Annotated in this window: 14 protein-coding genes, 2 tRNA genes and 2 rRNA genes; 10 read left to right on the forward strand and 8 right to left on the reverse strand. The window is 56.0% G+C overall.

What is annotated here, in order from left to right; all coding sequences use genetic code 11:
• The first annotated feature begins 35 nt into the window (after positions 1–35).
• The 4 genes from E0E17_RS10925 to E0E17_RS10940 all read left to right on the forward strand — a co-directional run bounded on the left by E0E17_RS10925 (position 36) and on the right by E0E17_RS10940 (position 4,527).
• Positions 36–2,937 (forward strand): 23S ribosomal RNA (locus tag E0E17_RS10925).
• Positions 2,938–3,030: 93 nt separating this feature from the next.
• A 5S ribosomal RNA gene (gene rrf, locus E0E17_RS10930) occupies positions 3,031–3,146 on the forward strand.
• Between the two features lie 73 nt (positions 3,147–3,219).
• Positions 3,220–3,296: transfer RNA gene (locus tag E0E17_RS10935), tRNA-Asp, on the forward strand.
• 445 nt (positions 3,297–3,741) lie between these two features.
• The gene (locus E0E17_RS10940) at positions 3,742–4,527 is read left to right on the forward strand and encodes an endonuclease/exonuclease/phosphatase family protein (RefSeq protein ID WP_130834099.1); all 786 of its coding nucleotides are present in this window, start codon (positions 3,742–3,744) and stop codon (positions 4,525–4,527) included.
• A gap of 274 nt (positions 4,528–4,801) precedes the next feature.
• Here E0E17_RS10940 and mltD read toward each other — a convergent pair whose 3' ends face one another.
• Together mltD and gloB are read right to left on the reverse strand one after the other, a co-directional pair.
• Positions 4,802–6,178 carry a murein transglycosylase D gene (gene mltD, locus E0E17_RS10945; RefSeq protein ID WP_130834100.1) on the reverse strand — a complete coding sequence of 459 codons (1,377 nt, stop codon included), beginning with the start codon at positions 6,176–6,178 and terminating at the stop codon, positions 4,802–4,804.
• Positions 6,179–6,249: 71 nt separating this feature from the next.
• On the reverse strand, positions 6,250–7,005 hold the full coding sequence (gene gloB / locus E0E17_RS10950; RefSeq protein WP_130834101.1) for a hydroxyacylglutathione hydrolase: 756 nt from the start codon (positions 7,003–7,005) through the stop codon (positions 6,250–6,252).
• A 42-nt stretch (positions 7,006–7,047) separates the two neighbouring features.
• On the opposite strand from gloB, the gene E0E17_RS10955 reads away from it, so the two are divergent.
• Positions 7,048–7,782 (forward strand): class I SAM-dependent methyltransferase, encoded by a 735-nt coding sequence (locus E0E17_RS10955; RefSeq protein WP_130834102.1) that lies wholly within the window; start codon positions 7,048–7,050, stop codon positions 7,780–7,782.
• Here E0E17_RS10955 and rnhA read toward each other — a convergent pair.
• Positions 7,767–8,333 carry a ribonuclease HI gene (gene rnhA / locus E0E17_RS10960; protein ID WP_165446259.1) on the reverse strand — a complete coding sequence of 189 codons (567 nt, stop codon included), beginning with the start codon at positions 8,331–8,333 and terminating at the stop codon, positions 7,767–7,769. The two genes, E0E17_RS10955 and rnhA, sit on opposite strands and share 16 nt — an antisense overlap.
• Between rnhA and dnaQ the strand changes: the two genes are divergently transcribed.
• Both dnaQ and E0E17_RS10970 read left to right on the forward strand, forming a co-directional pair.
• Complete coding sequence (gene dnaQ, locus E0E17_RS10965) at positions 8,287–9,018, forward strand: DNA polymerase III subunit epsilon (RefSeq protein ID WP_130834104.1); 732 nt, start codon at positions 8,287–8,289, stop codon at positions 9,016–9,018. The genes rnhA and dnaQ overlap by 47 nt on opposite strands.
• A 134-nt stretch (positions 9,019–9,152) precedes the next feature.
• Positions 9,153–9,229 (forward strand) — tRNA-Asp (locus E0E17_RS10970).
• Between the two features lie 75 nt (positions 9,230–9,304).
• Here the strand turns inward: E0E17_RS10970 and E0E17_RS10975 are convergent.
• Positions 9,305–10,147: a class I fructose-bisphosphate aldolase gene (locus E0E17_RS10975; RefSeq protein ID WP_130834105.1), complete on the reverse strand. Its 843-nt coding sequence runs from the start codon at positions 10,145–10,147 to the stop codon at positions 9,305–9,307.
• Between the two features lie 168 nt (positions 10,148–10,315).
• Positions 10,316–11,812 (reverse strand): NCS1 family nucleobase:cation symporter-1, encoded by a 1,497-nt coding sequence (locus E0E17_RS10980; protein WP_130834106.1) that lies wholly within the window; start codon positions 11,810–11,812, stop codon positions 10,316–10,318.
• Between the two features lie 147 nt (positions 11,813–11,959).
• Here E0E17_RS10980 and E0E17_RS10985 point away from each other — a divergent pair, with 147 nt between their 5' ends.
• From E0E17_RS10985 to puuE, 3 genes are read left to right on the forward strand one after another with little or no spacing between them, the layout of a single operon-like run.
• Positions 11,960–12,679 (forward strand): GntR family transcriptional regulator, encoded by a 720-nt coding sequence (locus E0E17_RS10985; RefSeq protein ID WP_130834107.1) that lies wholly within the window; start codon positions 11,960–11,962, stop codon positions 12,677–12,679.
• Entirely contained in the window at positions 12,676–13,407 is a 732-nt protein-coding gene (gene hpxA / locus E0E17_RS10990; RefSeq protein ID WP_130834108.1) for an allantoin racemase, read from the forward strand. The genes E0E17_RS10985 and hpxA overlap by 4 nt, the downstream gene beginning before the upstream one ends.
• Positions 13,408–13,444: 37 nt before the next feature.
• Positions 13,445–14,404: an allantoinase PuuE gene (gene puuE, locus E0E17_RS10995; protein WP_130834109.1), complete on the forward strand. Its 960-nt coding sequence runs from the start codon at positions 13,445–13,447 to the stop codon at positions 14,402–14,404.
• A gap of 55 nt (positions 14,405–14,459) precedes the next feature.
• Here the strand turns inward: puuE and hpxZ are convergent, their stop codons facing one another.
• From hpxZ to hpxX, 3 genes are read right to left on the reverse strand one after another with little or no spacing between them, the layout of a single operon-like run.
• Positions 14,460–14,843, reverse strand: a complete 384-nt coding sequence (gene hpxZ, locus E0E17_RS11000) for an oxalurate catabolism protein HpxZ (RefSeq protein WP_130834110.1) — start codon at positions 14,841–14,843, stop codon at positions 14,460–14,462.
• 1 nt (position 14,844) lies between these two features.
• Positions 14,845–16,242 (reverse strand): AtzE family amidohydrolase, encoded by a 1,398-nt coding sequence (locus tag E0E17_RS11005; RefSeq protein ID WP_130834111.1) that lies wholly within the window; start codon positions 16,240–16,242, stop codon positions 14,845–14,847.
• Complete coding sequence (gene hpxX, locus E0E17_RS11010) at positions 16,239–16,427, reverse strand: oxalurate catabolism protein HpxX (protein ID WP_130834112.1); 189 nt, start codon at positions 16,425–16,427, stop codon at positions 16,239–16,241. The genes E0E17_RS11005 and hpxX overlap by 4 nt, the downstream gene beginning before the upstream one ends.
• Between the last annotated feature and the right edge of the window lie 5 nt (positions 16,428–16,432).

A 16,432-nucleotide genomic window follows, 5' to 3' on the forward strand; every position in this document is an offset into this window, starting at 1 on the left:
ACGGGTCGCGACAGCGAAACGTCTGTGGGTTGTGAGGTTAAGCGAACAAGCGTACACGGTGGATGCCCTGGCAGTCAGAGGCGATGAAGGACGTGCTAATCTGCGAAAAGCGCCGGCGAGGTGATATGAACCTTTGACCCGGCGATGTCCGAATGGGGAAACCCGGTGCACTCAGTGCATCATCGCAACATGAATACATAGTGTTGCGAGGCGAACCGGGGGAACTGAAACATCTAAGTACCCCGAGGAAAAGAAATCAACCGAGATTCCCCCAGTAGCGGCGAGCGAACGGGGAGCAGCCCAGAGCCTGAATCAGCATGTGTGTCAGTGGAAGCGTCTGGAAAGGCGCACGGTACAGGGTGACAGTCCCGTACACGAAGGCACAGATGCTGTGAGCTCGATGAGTAGGGCGGGACACGTGATATCCTGTCTGAAGATGGGGGGACCATCCTCCAAGGCTAAATACTCCTGACTGACCGATAGTGAACCAGTACCGTGAGGGAAAGGCGAAAAGAACCCCGGCGAGGGGAGTGAAACAGAACCTGAAACCGTGTACGTACAAGCAGTGGGAGCCTCTTTATGGGGTGACTGCGTACCTTTTGTATAATGGGTCAGCGACTTATATTCTGTAGCAAGGTTAACCGTATAGGGGAGCCGCAGGGAAACCGAGTCTTAACCGGGCGTTAAGTTGCAGGGTATAGACCCGAAACCCGGTGATCTAGCCATGGGCAGGTTGAAGGTTGGGTAACACTAACTGGAGGACCGAACCGACTAATGTTGAAAAATTAGCGGATGACCTGTGGCTGGGGGTGAAAGGCCAATCAAACCGGGAGATAGCTGGTTCTCCCCGAAAGCTATTTAGGTAGCGCCTCGTGAATTCATCTCCGGGGGTAGAGCACTGTTTCGGCTAGGGGGCCATCCCGGCTTACCAACCCGATGCAAACTGCGAATACCGGAGAATGTTATCACGGGAGACACACGGCGGGTGCTAACGTCCGTCGTGAAGAGGGAAACAACCCAGACCGCCAGCTAAGGTCCCAAAGTCATGGTTAAGTGGGAAACGATGTGGGAAGGCCCAGACAGCCAGGATGTTGGCTTAGAAGCAGCCATCATTTAAAGAAAGCGTAATAGCTCACTGGTCGAGTCGGCCTGCGCGGAAGATGTAACGGGGCTAAACCATGCACCGAAGCTGCGGCAGTGACACTGTGTGTTGCTGGGTAGGGGAGCGTTCTGTAAGCCGCTGAAGGTGTGCTGTGAGGCATGCTGGAGGTATCAGAAGTGCGAATGCTGACATAAGTAACGATAAAGCGGGTGAAAAGCCCGCTCGCCGGAAGACCAAGGGTTCCTGTCCAACGTTAATCGGGGCAGGGTGAGTCGACCCCTAAGGCGAGGCCGAAAGGCGTAGTCGATGGGAAACAGGTTAATATTCCTGTACTTGGTGTTACTGCGAAGGGGGGACGGAGAAGGTCAGGTTAGCCGGGCGACGGTTGTCCCGGTTTAAGCGTGTAGGCTGGTTTTCCAGGCAAATCCGGAAAATCAAGGCTGAGGCGTGATGACGAGGCACTACGGTGCTGAAGTAACTGATACCCTGCTTCCAGGAAAAGCCTCTAAGCTCCAGGTAACACGAAATCGTACCCCAAACCGACACAGGTGGTCAGGTAGAGAATACCAAGGCGCTTGAGAGAACCCGGGTGAAGGAACTAGGCAAAATGGTGCCGTAACTTCGGGAGAAGGCACGCTGGCATGTAGGTGAGGGGACTTGCTCCCGGAGCCGAAGCCAGTCGAAGATACCAGCTGGCTGCAACTGTTTATTAAAAACACAGCACTGTGCAAACACGAAAGTGGACGTATACGGTGTGACGCCTGCCCGGTGCCGGAAGGTTAATTGATGGGGTCAGCCGCAAGGCGAAGCTCCTGATCGAAGCCCCGGTAAACGGCGGCCGTAACTATAACGGTCCTAAGGTAGCGAAATTCCTTGTCGGGTAAGTTCCGACCTGCACGAATGGCGTAATGATGGCCAGGCTGTCTCCACCCGGGACTCAGTGAAATTGAACTCGCTGTGAAGATGCAGTGTACCCGCGGCAAGACGGAAAGACCCCGTGAACCTTTACTACAGCTTGACACTGAACATTGAGCCTTGATGTGCAGGATAGGTGGGAGGCTTTGAAGCGCGGACGCCAGTCTGCGTGGAGCCATCCTTGAAATACCACCCTTTAATGTTTGATGTTCTAACCTGGCGCCGTGATCCGGCGTGGGGACAGTGTCTGGTGGGTAGTTTGACTGGGGCGGTCTCCTCCCAAAGCGTAACGGAGGAGCACGAAGGTGGGCTAATCACGGTCGGACATCGTGAGGTTAGTGCAAAGGCATAAGCCCGCTTGACTGCGAGCGTGACGGCGCGAGCAGGTGCGAAAGCAGGTCTTAGTGATCCGGTGGTTCTGTATGGAAGGGCCATCGCTCAACGGATAAAAGGTACTCCGGGGATAACAGGCTGATACCGCCCAAGAGTTCATATCGACGGCGGTGTTTGGCACCTCGATGTCGGCTCATCACATCCTGGGGCTGAAGTAGGTCCCAAGGGTATGGCTGTTCGCCATTTAAAGTGGTACGCGAGCTGGGTTTAGAACGTCGTGAGACAGTTCGGTCCCTATCTGCCGTGGGCGCTGGAGAACTGAGGGGGGCTGCTCCTAGTACGAGAGGACCGGAGTGGACGCACCGCTGGTGTCCGGGTTGTCACGCCAGTGGCATTGCCCGGTAGCTAAGTGCGGAAGAGATAAGTGCTGAAAGCATCTAAGCACGAAACTTGCCCCGAGATGAGTTCTCCCTGACCCTTTAAGGGTCCTGAAGGGACGTTGAAGACGACGACGTTGATAGGCCGGATGTGTAAGTGCAGCGATGCATTGAGCTGACCGGTACTAATGACCCGTGAGGCTTAACCTTACAACGCCAGAGGCGTTTTGGTGAGAGACGCGATTTTCAGTTTGTTACCCGGATACGTTGTGCGGCCTGCGGGCGGCGCGACAACAGAATTTGCCTGGCGGCCAGAGCGCGGTGGTCCCACCTGAACCCATGCCGAACTCAGAAGTGAAACGCCGTAGCGCCGATGGTAGTGTGGGGTCTCCCCATGCGAGAGTAGGGAACTGCCAGGCATCCAATTTGGTTATTACCTGAAAAGGTAACACCGGTTATCAGCGAGACCCCGCTGGTAATGCAGTATTCGGTGGTGCGGTAGTTCAGTCGGTTAGAATACCGGCCTGTCACGCCGGGGGTCGCGGGTTCGAGTCCCGTCCGCACCGCCACTCTATATGATAAGCCCTGACAGCAATGTCAGGGCTTTTTCATTGCCAGCTTAAAACCACGTCCTGCGGGCGTGGTCATCAATACGTTTTGGCTCTGCCTTATCGTCTCTGGATTTGAATCTTACGGAACAGGCAGAGACTGCTTTTTAAGGTTTTTGGTACACCCCTATGGGGTGCAATCAAAGCCGCCTTCTATGAAGGCGGATTTTTACTTGTGCTTTTCTTACCTCTTCTGCCCGGACGAGCAGAGACACCTCACCCTTACCGTTACTATTCCGCTTAGCTGATCACCGGCAGTCACATCAGCCAAACAGGCCCATTGCGTAACGAATAAGCTCCAGGACGGATTTTTACAATCAACAACATCGATTGAAACAGCGTACTAAAATCCCTATAACTGACAGCAAGCTTTGTATCTTATCAGCAACCAGTTTCAGGCGGGAAAGTGCGGAAAAAAACCTATGCAATGCGGTATGTGGCGGGACAGCCGGTAGAAAGGATATTTCCTCCTGGTGCGATGCTGCATCTCGGACAAGCGCTACCACCCGGTGAGCCTCTGCCCGCACAGTCAACATTAAAAGTTCTGGTATGGAACATCTTTAAGCAACAACGCGCAGACTGGATGTCTGTACTGCAGGGATTTGGCAAAGATGCTCATCTGGTACTGCTGCAGGAGGCGCAAACCACGCCTGAGCTGATTCAGTTCGCTACCAGCAACTATCTGGCTGCCGACCAGGTCCCCGCTTTTGTTCTGCCGCAGCACCCGTCGGGGGTGATGACGCTGGCTTCTGCCCATCCTATCTACTGTTGCCCGCTACGTGAGCGAGAGCCGCTGCTGCGTCTGGCAAAATCTGCGCTGGTAACCGCCTATCCTCTTCCGACCGGTGAGATGCTGATGGTAGTCAATGTCCACGCCGTGAACTTCAGTCTTGGCATTGATGTCTATAGCAAGCAGCTGGGACCGATTGGCGAGCAAATTCTTCATCATCGCGGCCCGGTAATTATGGCGGGCGATTTCAATGCCTGGAGCCGCCAGCGTATCAATGCACTTTATCGTTTTGCTGAGGCGATGACGCTGGAAGAGGTAAAATTTACTGACGACCACCGCCGTAAAGCCTTTGGCCGTCCACTCGATTTTGTTTTTTACCGCGCAATGAAAGTCAGCGAAGCGTCGGTACTGGTTACCCGCGCTTCCGATCATAATCCTCTGCTGGTTGAGTTTGAGCCATGATGTTGAGTACGGCTTCAACTCTCTGAATGCGGCGCAGTTGCGCGAATTGCGTTTATACCCTGTGCCGATACAGATAAGCCCGTATCGTCTTTTAGCGTGGCTCTCAGGCTGTTTTAATATGCACTGGTGCGTTCAGTCTCCATTGCTTCCGGGATCGTCTGCAGCAGGGCAGCAGGGGGCTGGCAATATAGCTATGAGCTCAGCAGACGTAGCGGAGAGAAAAACAGGAGCGTAAAAAAAGAAAAGGCTGATAAAAATCAGCCTTTTTGAACGATTAGGTATCTGGCGTTGCGCTATTCTTCACGTACAGCGTGAGCTTATCGCCTGGCTGTATATCTTTGGACGTATTCAGCACCGTATTCCAGCGCATCACGTCCTTGATATTCACACCGTGGCGTCGCGCGATACTGGAAAGAGAATCACCTTTACGTACCCGATAGGTGATGCTGTTGCCATTATCGGCCAGCTGACTGCCTTCCTCACCCAGACTCAAAATCTGACCGGGTTTGATACTGGCACTTTGCAGGTTGTTACGCTGCTTCAGCGTGCTGACGCTGACGCCCAGCTTACTGGCGATACCGGACAGCGTATCCCCCTGACGCACCTTGTAGCTGGCAGACGTGCTGTTTTTAGCCAGCCGTGTCGGCTGTACGGCAGCGATGTCACCGGAAGCCAGTGAGTTACGCAGCTTCGCAACATGTGACTTCGGCACTAAAATATAGTGCGGTCCGTTCGGTGCCGTGGTGCCGCGTTTATAGCCCGTATTAAAGCTTTTCAGCTTGTTTAACGACATACCGGCCATTTCAGCAGCCTGCGTCAACTCCATCTGCTGACCCACTTCCACTCGTGCCAGCGCACGGCTTTCGTTTGGTGTCGGCAGCCTGATACCGTAACGCTTGTTGTTCTTGAGAATTTCGCTCAAGGCCAACATTTTCGGTACATAGAGCGTGGTTTCGCGTGGCAGCGACAGGTTCCAGAAGTCGGTCGGCTTTCCGCGCGCCTTGTTCTGTTTTATCGCTTTTAATACGCGTCCTTCACCGCTGTTATAGGCAGCGATGGTCAACAACCAGTCACCGTCAAACATCTTGTTAAGACGCTGCATCATATCCAGCGCAACCTTCGTCGAGGCGACCACATCGCGGCGGCCATCGTACCATTGGTTTTGCTTTAAACCATAATTACGCCCCGTACTTGACACGATCTGCCAGATGCCTGCGGCATTGGCGGACGACGTGGCATGGGGGTCAAAAGCGCTCTCCACTATGGGTAGCAGTACCAGTTCCATCGGCATCTTACGTTTCTGTATCTGCTCGACTATCCAGTACATGTACGGCTCTGCCCGTAATGTTACATCGTGGAGATAGCTCTTATTTTTTAAATATTTTCTTTTTTGTTCGCGAATCCGGCTGTTTTCCGGAATCCCCATCTTCAACTCGTCACTAATGAATTTCCAGAGATCGGTATCTTCTGCGAGGCTTGTTCCATCATCCTGCCAGCGCGGCGATAACAATCGGTCTCTGAACTTGTCATTTTCACTTTGACCAGCTGAAGACAGGCTCTGTGCATGCTGTTCGGGAAGAGGGGCGTCATTCCTTGATGCCTGACATCCCACCAGCAAGACCGAGGCGAGTAAGATCGCTTTAGCCTTCATGTGTGTGTCAATAGTTTGCTTAAAAGACGAGCAATGATACGTGACGTACTGACACAACACAACCTAAAAGATCAAAAATGGTCTTTCTTCTCGCGTAGAAGTGCAAAAGTTTGCCATACCTGATCTGGAAGAATATTGACGCCAAGAGCCTTTTGTAAATCAGGATCTTGCGTACGGAGAAATAAATTTATTTCTCTTTCATGGGCCAGTTTTGTCGGCAGAGTAATGCCATTTTCAGCGCGTAAGTCCTTAATTTGCTGATAACTAGCTGTAATTCGCGCGTCATGAGGCAGGACCGCCGCCGCAAACTTCAGGTTAGATAATGTGTACTCATGCGCACAGCAAATTAACGTCTCATCGGGCAGCTGATTAATCTTCTGAAAAGACTGATACATTTGTTCTGGCGTACCTTCAAAAAGTCGACCACAGCCGCCAGAGAACATGGTATCGCCACAAAAAAGGTAAGGCGAACTGTAATATGAGACATGTCCTAAAGTGTGTCCCGGGGTAAAAATCACACTAAATTCGCAGTCCAAAATATTGATAATGTCCCCTTCGCTGACGATCCGGGTAGCCCCCTTATCTTGTGTCTCCGCAGGGCCATAGACCACAAGACCAGGAAAGCTTTCGCAAAGTTTTTTTACGCCGCCGACATGATCCTGATGATGATGTGTGAGCAGGATCGCGACGGGGTGCCAGCTGTTGGCATACACCTTTTCAAGTACCGCTTGCGCTTCACCGGGGTCAACGATAATGCAGTCGCCCTGTTCGTTATTCAGAGTCCAGATGTAATTATCCTGAAGGGCAGGAATACTGGTAAGATTCATAGACACCTCTCGCAGGCCGTAGGAAAAGGACGATGGTAAAGCATGAAGCCAGCTAAGACACGCCAAATTCTGACCGCGCCGCTCTCCTGGCGCGATATGCCGTGGGGTGAGTACTTTCGCGACGCCTTAACGCAGCAGCTCCAGCCTTACCTCGGGAAGCTGTATGGCTTTCACATGCTTAAAATTGGCAATCTCAGCGCAGAAATCAATACGGAAAACTGTGCGATTTCCCATCAGGTCAATGTGGGGCCGGAAGGCGAGTTGATGCAGGTGGTGGCAAATCCCGTCCAGCTGCCGTTTGAAGCCAAGTCCGTGGATGCCTGTCTGCTGGCGCACACCCTGGCCTGGAGCCAGGATCCCCATCGCATCTTGCGTGAGGTGGATCGGGTGCTGATTGATGATGGCTGGATGATCATCAGCGGCTTCAATCCTTTCAGCCTGCTGGGCATCAGCAAGGGCATTCCCGGATTACACCGCAAAGCGCCATGGAACAGTCGGATGTTCAGTCAGGTGCGTCTGCTGGACTGGCTGCACCTGCTGAATTACGAAGTGGTCTTCCGTACGCGCTTTCAGGTAGTTCCCTGGCACCGTCAGGGCGGAAAGATTATCAGCGCCCATCTTCCTGCGCTCGGCTGTCTGAATATTGTGGTCGCCCGCAAGCGGACTTTCCCCCTGACCATGACGCGCGCGCGCAAGGCGCTGAGCAAAGCGCAGCTGCGACCGGTCGTCAACGCCACGCGTCAGTTTCGTGATATGAAGGATCAGGATTCGGGCTGATAGCCGATATCATCAAAGGCAGGATGGCTGGCGGCACTGCGCGCCAGTTCATCGCAGCGCTCATTTTCGGCGTGGCCGGCATGGCCTTTTACCCACTCCCACTGGATCTGATGGTGGCTGAGTGCCAGATCGAGACGCTGCCAGAGGTCGACATTTTTTACCGGCTTCTTGTCCGCTGTTTTCCAGCCGCGTTTCTTCCAGTTATGGATCCAGCTGGTGATACCCTGGCGTACATACTGGCTGTCGGTGCTGAGGGTAACATCACACGGCTGCGTCAGGGCTTCCAGCGCCACGATAGCGGCCATCAGCTCCATGCGATTATTGGTAGTGAGGCGATAGCCTGCGCTGAACTGCTTTTCATGGCCACGGTAGCGTAGAATAGCGCCGTAGCCGCCAGGGCCGGGATTGCCGAGGCAGGATCCATCGGTGAAAATTTCTACCTGTTTACGCATCTCTGGTAGACTTCCTTCTGAAAAAACGCCAAGTCTGACATAAACGAGCCTTATGAGCACTGCAAATAACCGCCAGATCGTTCTCGATACCGAAACCACCGGCATGAACATGATTGGTGTCCATTATGAAGGACATCGCATCATCGAAATCGGTGCAGTAGAAGTGATTAACCGCCGCCTGACCGGCAATAATTTCCATATCTATCTGAAGCCGGACCGGCTGGTGGATCCGGAAGCCTTTGGCGTACACGGTATCGCCGATGAGTTTCTGGCTGATAAACCGTTGTTTAGCGACATTGCCGATGAGTTTCTTGACTACATCCGCGGTGCTGAGCTGGTGATCCATAACGCCTCGTTCGATATCGGCTTTATGGACTATGAATTTGGCATGCTGAATCGCGGTATTGGTAAAACCGAAACCTTTTGCCAGATCACCGACAGCCTGTTAATGGCGCGTAAGATGTTCCCCGGCAAGCGTAACAACCTGGATGCGCTCTGTGCGCGTTATGAAATCGACAACAGTAAGCGTACGCTGCACGGCGCATTACTCGATGCCGAAATTCTGGCGGAAGTCTTCCTGGCCATGACCGGTGGCCAGACCTCGCTGTCGTTTGCCAGTGAAAGCGAACAGGCTCAGCAGGCGACAGGCGAAACTATCCAGCGCATTACCCGTCCGGTTTCCGCGCTGCGCGTAGTGCAGGCGAGCGATGAAGAGCTGATGGCGCATGAGTCGCGTCTGGATCTGGTGATGAAAAAAGGAGGCAGCTGCCTCTGGCGCGCCTGAACAGACTGTTTTTGCGCGTTAAATCAACGTGAAGGCGAAAAAAGCAGCAAACGGAAGGGCTGTGCAGGAAAAGCATTGACGGGCGATCGCGCTCCCATTAATATGCGCCTCGTTCCCGACGGGGAACACAGCGCGGTGCGGTAGTTCAGTCGGTTAGAATACCGGCCTGTCACGCCGGGGGTCGCGGGTTCGAGTCCCGTCCGCACCGCCAACTTATTCCGAAAGGCCGATTCAGCAATGAATCGGCCTTTTCGCTTTTTGCGTTTCAGAAACTGGTGGGCAGGGCTCAGGCGTTTTGCTGATAAATGGCCAGCGCCTCTTCGCCGCTGACGCCCTGATGAATAATTGCCATCAGGGCCTTCACGACCTGAGCGGGATTGTCATGCTGATAGACGTTGCGCCCGTAAACCATGCCGGAAGCGCCCTGCGCCATCAGTGCCGCGCTTTTATTCAGCACCGCGCTAATTTCGCCTTTGCCGCCCCCGCGCACCAGCGTAGGGCAGCGGGCCGCTTCCACCACCCGATGAAAATCTTCCGGGTTATCGGTGGGATCAGCCTTGATGATATCGGCACCCAGCTCCCGAGCCAGACGCACCAGCGGCACGATTTTTTCCACGTCCCCCAGCGAGCCATAGGCGGCACCTTGCCCGGCGGGGGCCATCACCAGCGGTTCAACCATCAGCGGCATGCCATAGCGTTCACAGGCGTGACGCAGACGACCGATGTTCTCAATGCACATGCGAAAAATGGTCGGTTCGTCGGGGATAAGATAGAGATTCACCACCACGGCAGCCGCATCCATCTGCAGTGCCGCCAGGATCGGCTCCTCAGGATTATGCAGTACCGCCCACATTTCGCGATGACGCGCCTGGTTATAGGCGTTACCTACATCGGTACGCATCACTAATGCCGGTTTGTCGCCCTGGTGCTGTTGCAGCAGATCGGCCTGACCATAGTTGACCTGAATCGCATCGGGACGGGCGACAATCAGGTTCTGCATCACGCGCGTAATATCTTCCAGACCGATAAGAAAATCGGGTTCATTGGCGATGCCGTGATCGATCGCCACATCCAGACACTTTCCCTGATTAAACAGGCGATTGAGACGCACCTTACTGATTGCTGACATCCGGGAGCTCCTTTGGGGAGAAAGGGGGAGATAGATAGCAACAGCAGGTATAAGAGATTGCGTCATGATGTTCAATCGACAGGGAAATTATGTGCGCAATTTGTGATGCCTGTCGGACGCAAGGGCAGGAAAAACAGCCGCACGCGCGCAGGCGTGCGGCATAACACCTTACTCTTTCTGTACTGCAACGCTGGCCGGATAGCTGAGTGTCGCAACACTGGTCCGATCGGCGCGCGCCAGCCAGCGGTAGCTGCCCGCGCCGAGGGCGACGCCAATAAACCAGCTGAAGTTAGCCAGCTCATGCAGAGCAGGGGTAAAGCTAATTGCCAGTCCAAGGCCCACCGAGGGGATCAGCGCGCCAATCGCTTTCGGGTTAAAACCGTTGCGATACCAGTAACGACCTCGAGGCGTGGCATCAAACAGATCATCCACAAACACCTGCCCGCGCTTAATCAGATAAAAGTCGGCCAGCAGAATACCGAACAGCGGTCCGATAAAGGCACCCAGCACATCCAGCGTGTAGTGAATCAGCTCCGGTGACTGGAACAGGTTCCACGGCGTCAGCAGCACCGAGCCGACGGCAGCGATCATACCGCCGGTACGGAAGCTGATTTTTTGCGGCGAGCAGTTAGAAAAGTCGAACGCTGGTGACACAAAGTTAGCGACAATATTGATGCCGATGGTGGCGGTAATCATGGTCAGCAGGCCCAGCGCCACGGCCAGATCGTTGCCCACCAGGCTGACGGTTTCAATCGGGTCGGTGATCAGACGGCCAAACAACGACTGCGAACCGGAGACAATCACCACCGTCACGAGAGAGAACAGCAGGAAATTAAACGGCAGTCCCCAGCGATTGCCACGTCGGATCTCGCCCATGCTTTTACCATAGCGCGAGAAGTCCCCGAAATTGAGCAGCGGGCCAGAGAAGTAGGAGACCAGCAGCGCTGTGGCGGTGATCATCTGCCAGGCCTGTTCACCCGTGGTAAGCGACTTGCTGGCAAGGGTAAAGGAGATACCGTCAAAACCGGTCTTGTATACAATCCACCCGGCCAGCGCCAGCATCACCACGTATACTGCCGGTCCGGCCACATCAATAAAGCGTTTAATAGCGTTCATACCGTGCCAGAACACCAGCGCCTGCAGGAACCACATAATGCCGAAACAGATCCAGCCGAGCAGCGACAGACCGAGCCAGCTGCTCTGGGTCAGCGGTGCCAGGGAGGGGTAAAACTTCAGCATTACCAACATCAGGGCATTGGCAGCGAGGTAAGTCTGAATGCCATACCAGGCAAAGGCGATCAGCCCGCGGATCACCGCCGGGATATTGGCGCCAAAGACGCCAAACGCCTGACGGCAGATCACTGCGTAAGGCACGCCGGTGATCTGGCTTGGTTTCGCTACCAGGTTAGCGCAGATCTGCACGATACAGATACCCGCCAGCAGACAAAGCAGCACCTGCCAGCTCGCCAGGCCGAGGGTAAAAAAGCTGGCCGCGACGACGTAGCCGCCCATGCTGTGTACATCCGACATCCAGAAAGAAAAGATGTTGTACCAGCTCCAGCTCTGCTGACGTGTCGGCGCCAGATCTTCATTACAGAGACGAGGGCTGTAGTGTGCGTGGGCTTCAGCGGCCGACGCGCGGGTCACGTTTGAATGATTTGGCATGAAACCTGCTCCTCTCAATAAATAACGATGAGTGACTGCTTGAAAGGGGAGTTGCAGGATTCAGGCCAGAATTGAATTATTGTATACAAAAATAATTTCTCACGTATACGATAAGGCAGGGGCGCACTAAGTAAGCGGAGCGGGTAAATGAAGAGTGAAGCGGGCCAGCGAACGGCCTCAGACCTGAATGATAAAGACGAACCAATCTATCGGGCGCTGCTGAGCGCCATAGTGGAACACCAGCTGCCGCCAGGCAGTAAACTCCCTGAAGAAGCGCTTTCCCGGGTCTTTGGCGTCAGCCGTACCGGGATACGCAAGGTGCTGCAACGCCTTGCGGCAGTGCAAATGATCACCCTGACGCCCAAACGCGGTGCACAGGTCACTATGCCGGGCGTCGGAGAGGCGAAAGAGATCTTTCAGACGAGAGCGCTGCTGGAAGTAGCAAATCTGCCTGCGGTGCTGGCTCATCTGCAGCCCCCGCATCTGGTGGCGCTGGAGGCGCTTATTGGTCAGGAGCAGCAGGCGCATCAGCAGCATGATGGCGCGGCGGCCATCCGTCTTTCTGCCAACTTTCATATTCAGCTGCAGGCGATTTCCGGCAACCAGGTGTTAACCGAGATGGTGACGCGCCTGACCCAACGCTCATCACTGGTGATTGCCGCTTACGGCGCGCCCTGGCAGCGGGGCTGCCGGTGTGACGATCACGATCGGCTGGTGCTGCTGCTGCGGAAAAAGGCGCTGCAGCCGCTTGCGCAGCAGTTGCAGCAGCATTTCGATCATATTCTCGCCAGCCTGCACTTTGAACGCAGCGGCGAGGTCCTGCCTGATTTTGCCCGCATATTTGCCCCTACAGGAGTGACCTTATGAGCCTGATTCAGGTGATCAATCCCAATACCAGCCTGGCGATGACGGAAACCATTGGCCGGGCGGCACGCGCCGTCGCGGCGCCCGGCACCGAAATTCTGGCGGTGTCGCCCACCCAGGGGGTCGCGTCGATTGAAGGGCATTTTGATGAGGCGATAGCGGCCATCGGCGTGCTCGAACAGGTCAGGCTGGGACGGGAGCAGGGCGTCAGCGGTCATGTCATCGCCTGTTTCGGCGATCCGGGCCTGCTGGCGGCGCGGGAAATCGCCAGCGGACCGGTGATCGGCATTGCTGAAGCGGCGATGCATACCGCCACGCTGGTGGCGACGCGCTTTTCCATTGTCACCACCTTGCCGCGCACCCTGATTATTGCCCGCCATCTGCTGCAGCAATATGGCTTCAGCCATCACTGTGCGGCGCTGCATGCTATTGATTTGCCGGTGCTGGCGCTGGAGGATGGCAGCGGGCTGGCGCAGGAAAAAGTGCGGGCGCGCTGTCTGCAGGCGAAGCGTGAGGATGGCAGCGGCGCGATTGTACTGGGCTGCGGCGGGATGGCGACGCTGGCGCAGGAGCTGACGCGGGAGCTGGGGCTGCCGGTGATTGATGGCGTCAGCGCGGCGGTGAAGATGGTGGAGTCGCTGGTGGCGCTGGGCTTTGGCACCAGCAAGCATGGTGATTTAGCTTACCCTCTGCAAAAAACGCTCACAGGTGCCTTTCAGCACCTAAACTAACGGAATAATGATGGCACCGACCACAGGAAACTGAACAATGAGTGAAAGTAGCGGAAAAAAAGAGTACAGCTTTAACAAGAACTACCCGCGTGACATGGTCGGTTATGGTGCCAGGCCGCCCCACGCCGCCTGGCCTGGCAATGCACGTATCGCCGTGCAGTTTGTGCTCAACTATGAAGAGGGCGCGGAAAATAACGTCCTGCATGGCGACGCGGGTTCTGAGCAGTTTCTTTCCGATATCATTGGCGCGGCCAGCTACAGCGATCGCCATATGTCGATGGATTCCCTGTATGAATATGGCTCGCGCGCGGGCTTCTGGCGCATCCATCATGAGTTTCAGAAACGCGGCTTGCCGCTGACCATCTTTGGCGTCGCCATGGCGCTGGCCCGCCATCCTGAGATCGTTCAGGCGATCAAAGAGGCGCGTTACGATGTGGTCAGCCACGGCTGGCGCTGGATCCATTATCAGGGCATCGATGCGAAAACTGAACGCCAGCATATGCAGCAGGCGGTTGATGTGCTGATGGATCTGTTTGGCAAAGCGCCGACCGGCTGGTACACCGGACGCGACAGCCCAAACACCCGCCGCCTGGTGGTGGAGCAGGGCGGATTTCTTTACGACAGCGACTACTATGGCGACGATCTGCCCTTCTGGACCCAGGTCACCTGCCAGGATGGCACGGTTAAGCCGCACCTGATTATTCCCTATACCCTGGAGTGCAATGATATGCGCTTCGCCACGCCGCAAGGTTTCAACACTGCTGAACAGTTTTATACCTATCTGCGTGACAGCTTTGATGTGTTGTATGAAGAGGGGGAAACGGCGCCGAAAATGATGTCTGTGGGGATGCACTGTCGCCTGCTGGGACGACCGGGTCGTTTCCGGGCGTTGCAGCGTTTTCTCGATTATATCCAGCAGTATGACAATGTCTGGATCTGTACGCGCCAGCAGATTGCTGAGCACTGGCTGAAGACACATCCCGCGCCGGAAGCCTGAGTAAAGGGCCCTGTCCGTCAGTGAGTGGCGGGCAGGGCACGCTGACAGGCAAGACTCAGGTCATCAGGCTGACCTGTGCGGCGACAATGCACCAGCCCTGCGGCATTTTGACCCAGGTTTGCTGCTGACGGCCGGTATGCGCGCTGCCTTCGCGACTGAACTCCGTGCTGCAGACGGCATACTCTTCGCCAAAGGTGGTAATCACCGTGTTACGCAGCTGGCGATTCAGCCCGGCAGCGGGGCGGGCTGCACGAAAGGCGCGGATCGCCTCAATGCCGTACAGATTCTCCCCGGCGCCGAGACGCACGGTGCGATCGTCATGCCAGAATAAGGCGTCCAGCTCAGCAATATCATTGGTGATCAGCGCCTGCTCATAGCGCTGAAAAGCGGCGGTCACCTCGGCAACCACGGCGGGCAGATTAATCTCTTCAGGTCTCATCTCAGCGATTCCGTAAGTGAATTTGTGGCAGGGTGATCCCCTGCTGTTCCAGTGCCCAGGCGGCACGCAATGCCCGATCTTCTCTGAACGGGGCGGCAATCAGCTGCAGGCCGAGGGGCAAGCCATTCGCTCCTGCGAGGGGCACGGTGCAGACCGGCAGTCCGGCGAATGAGATAGGCTGTGTCAGCATACCCATACTGGCGCGCGGCGGCAGATCCTGGCCGTTAATGCGCATTGTCGTCTCGCCGATGCGGGTCGCGCTGCAGGGTGTCGCGGGGGCAATCAGCACATCAAACTCGCTGAACAGCGCCTGCACCTGCTGACGGAAATAGCGGCGGAAGCGCTGCGCCTGAATATACCAGGCGGAGGGGATCATGGCGCCAGCCAGCAGCCGTTCCCGCGATTGCGGCTCGAATAATTCAGGTGACTGACGCAGCGCGGGCAGATACTGGTTGCCTCCCTCTGAGGCGCTGAGGATAAAGGCGGCTGAGCGCGCCAGCTCCGCATCCGGCAGCGTCACTTCATCTTCTGCGGCCAGCGCTTTGGCCGCACGTGTCAGCGCCGTGCGCGCATGATCATCACACCAGGTGGTGAAATAGCCGCCCAGCACACCGCAGCGGAGTCCTTCCATGCCACGCACCAGCTCAGGCAGCACCGGTTCCACTGACCGTTCGGCCTGGAAAGCATCCTGAGGGTCACGGCCCTGCAAAACGTCATACACCAGCGCCAGATCCTCGCTGCAACGGGCAAAAGGGCCGATATGATCCAGACTGGCGACAAAGGGATGGCTGCCGCTGCGTGACAGACGCCCAAAGGTCGGCTTCAGGCCAAACACCCCACACAGCGCGGCGGGCACGCGAATCGAGCCGTTGGTATCGGTGCCGAGCGAGAAGTGCACCAGACCAGCCGCCACGGCAGCGGCGGATCCGCCGGAAGAGCCGCCCGCCACCCGGGTCATATCGTGTGGGTTACGGGTAGCACCGTAGTGGCTGTTCTCCGTGGTAAAACCGTAAGCGTAAGCGTCCATATTGACCATGCCCGACAGCAAGGCCCCGGCGCGACTCAGCCGCGCCACCGCCCAGGCGTCCTGTTGCGCGACAGGCCGTTCGCTGAACAGGCGTGCGCCCGCCAGGGTGCTATGTCCCGCCACGTCAAACAGGTTCTTCACCGCATAGGGAATGCCCGCCAGCGCCGGTAAGGCTTCGCCGCGCTGACGTCGGGCGTCCAGCCGATCCGCTTCCTCGCGCATTCGTTGCGCAGTCACCTGGGTCCAGGCATTCAGCGCCGGATTATGCTGCCCGATAGACTGCAAACTCTGCTCTGCCAGTTCGCGGGCACTCACTTCGCCATTGACCAGCGCCTGCTGCAGGCGGGCGATCGTCATCTCTGAGAAATTCATGGCTGATACACCCCGGCCACTTCCAGCCGCTCGTCCAGCGGAAAATCCATCAGCGGCGCGGCCAGTGCGGCGATGCGGGTAAACTGCGTCAGCAGTTCGGCTCGCCGCGCCTCATCCAGTTTGGTGCCCAGCACTTGCTCCATTTGCGCCAGATAAGCGCTCCAGTCACTCTGTTGTGTCATCATTATTC

The organism is [Erwinia] mediterraneensis (genome assembly GCF_900604315.1).
In the GTDB taxonomy this organism is placed as follows: domain Bacteria; phylum Pseudomonadota; class Gammaproteobacteria; order Enterobacterales; family Enterobacteriaceae; genus Pantoea; species Pantoea mediterraneensis_A.

Bases quoted from the DNA above. Each gene is read 5' to 3' on its own strand.
- hpxA (WP_130834108.1), top strand. From the start codon at position 12,676: ATGAGCCTGATTCAGGTGATCAATCCCAATACCAGCCTGGCGATGACG.
- hpxX (WP_130834112.1), bottom strand. From the start codon at position 16,427: ATGATGACACAACAGAGTGACTGGAGCGCTTATCTGGCGCAAATGGAG.
- gloB (WP_130834101.1), bottom strand. From the start codon at position 7,005: ATGAATCTTACCAGTATTCCTGCCCTTCAGGATAATTACATCTGGACT.
- E0E17_RS11005 (WP_130834111.1), bottom strand. From the start codon at position 16,242: ATGAATTTCTCAGAGATGACGATCGCCCGCCTGCAGCAGGCGCTGGTC.
- dnaQ (WP_130834104.1), top strand. From the start codon at position 8,287: ATGAGCACTGCAAATAACCGCCAGATCGTTCTCGATACCGAAACCACC.
- hpxZ (WP_130834110.1), bottom strand. From the start codon at position 14,843: ATGAGACCTGAAGAGATTAATCTGCCCGCCGTGGTTGCCGAGGTGACC.
- mltD (WP_130834100.1), bottom strand. From the start codon at position 6,178: ATGAAGGCTAAAGCGATCTTACTCGCCTCGGTCTTGCTGGTGGGATGT.
- E0E17_RS10975 (WP_130834105.1), bottom strand. From the start codon at position 10,147: ATGTCAGCAATCAGTAAGGTGCGTCTCAATCGCCTGTTTAATCAGGGA.
- E0E17_RS10980 (WP_130834106.1), bottom strand. From the start codon at position 11,812: ATGCCAAATCATTCAAACGTGACCCGCGCGTCGGCCGCTGAAGCCCAC.
- puuE (WP_130834109.1), top strand. From the start codon at position 13,445: ATGAGTGAAAGTAGCGGAAAAAAAGAGTACAGCTTTAACAAGAACTAC.
- E0E17_RS10955 (WP_130834102.1), top strand. From the start codon at position 7,048: ATGAAGCCAGCTAAGACACGCCAAATTCTGACCGCGCCGCTCTCCTGG.
- E0E17_RS10985 (WP_130834107.1), top strand. From the start codon at position 11,960: ATGAAGAGTGAAGCGGGCCAGCGAACGGCCTCAGACCTGAATGATAAA.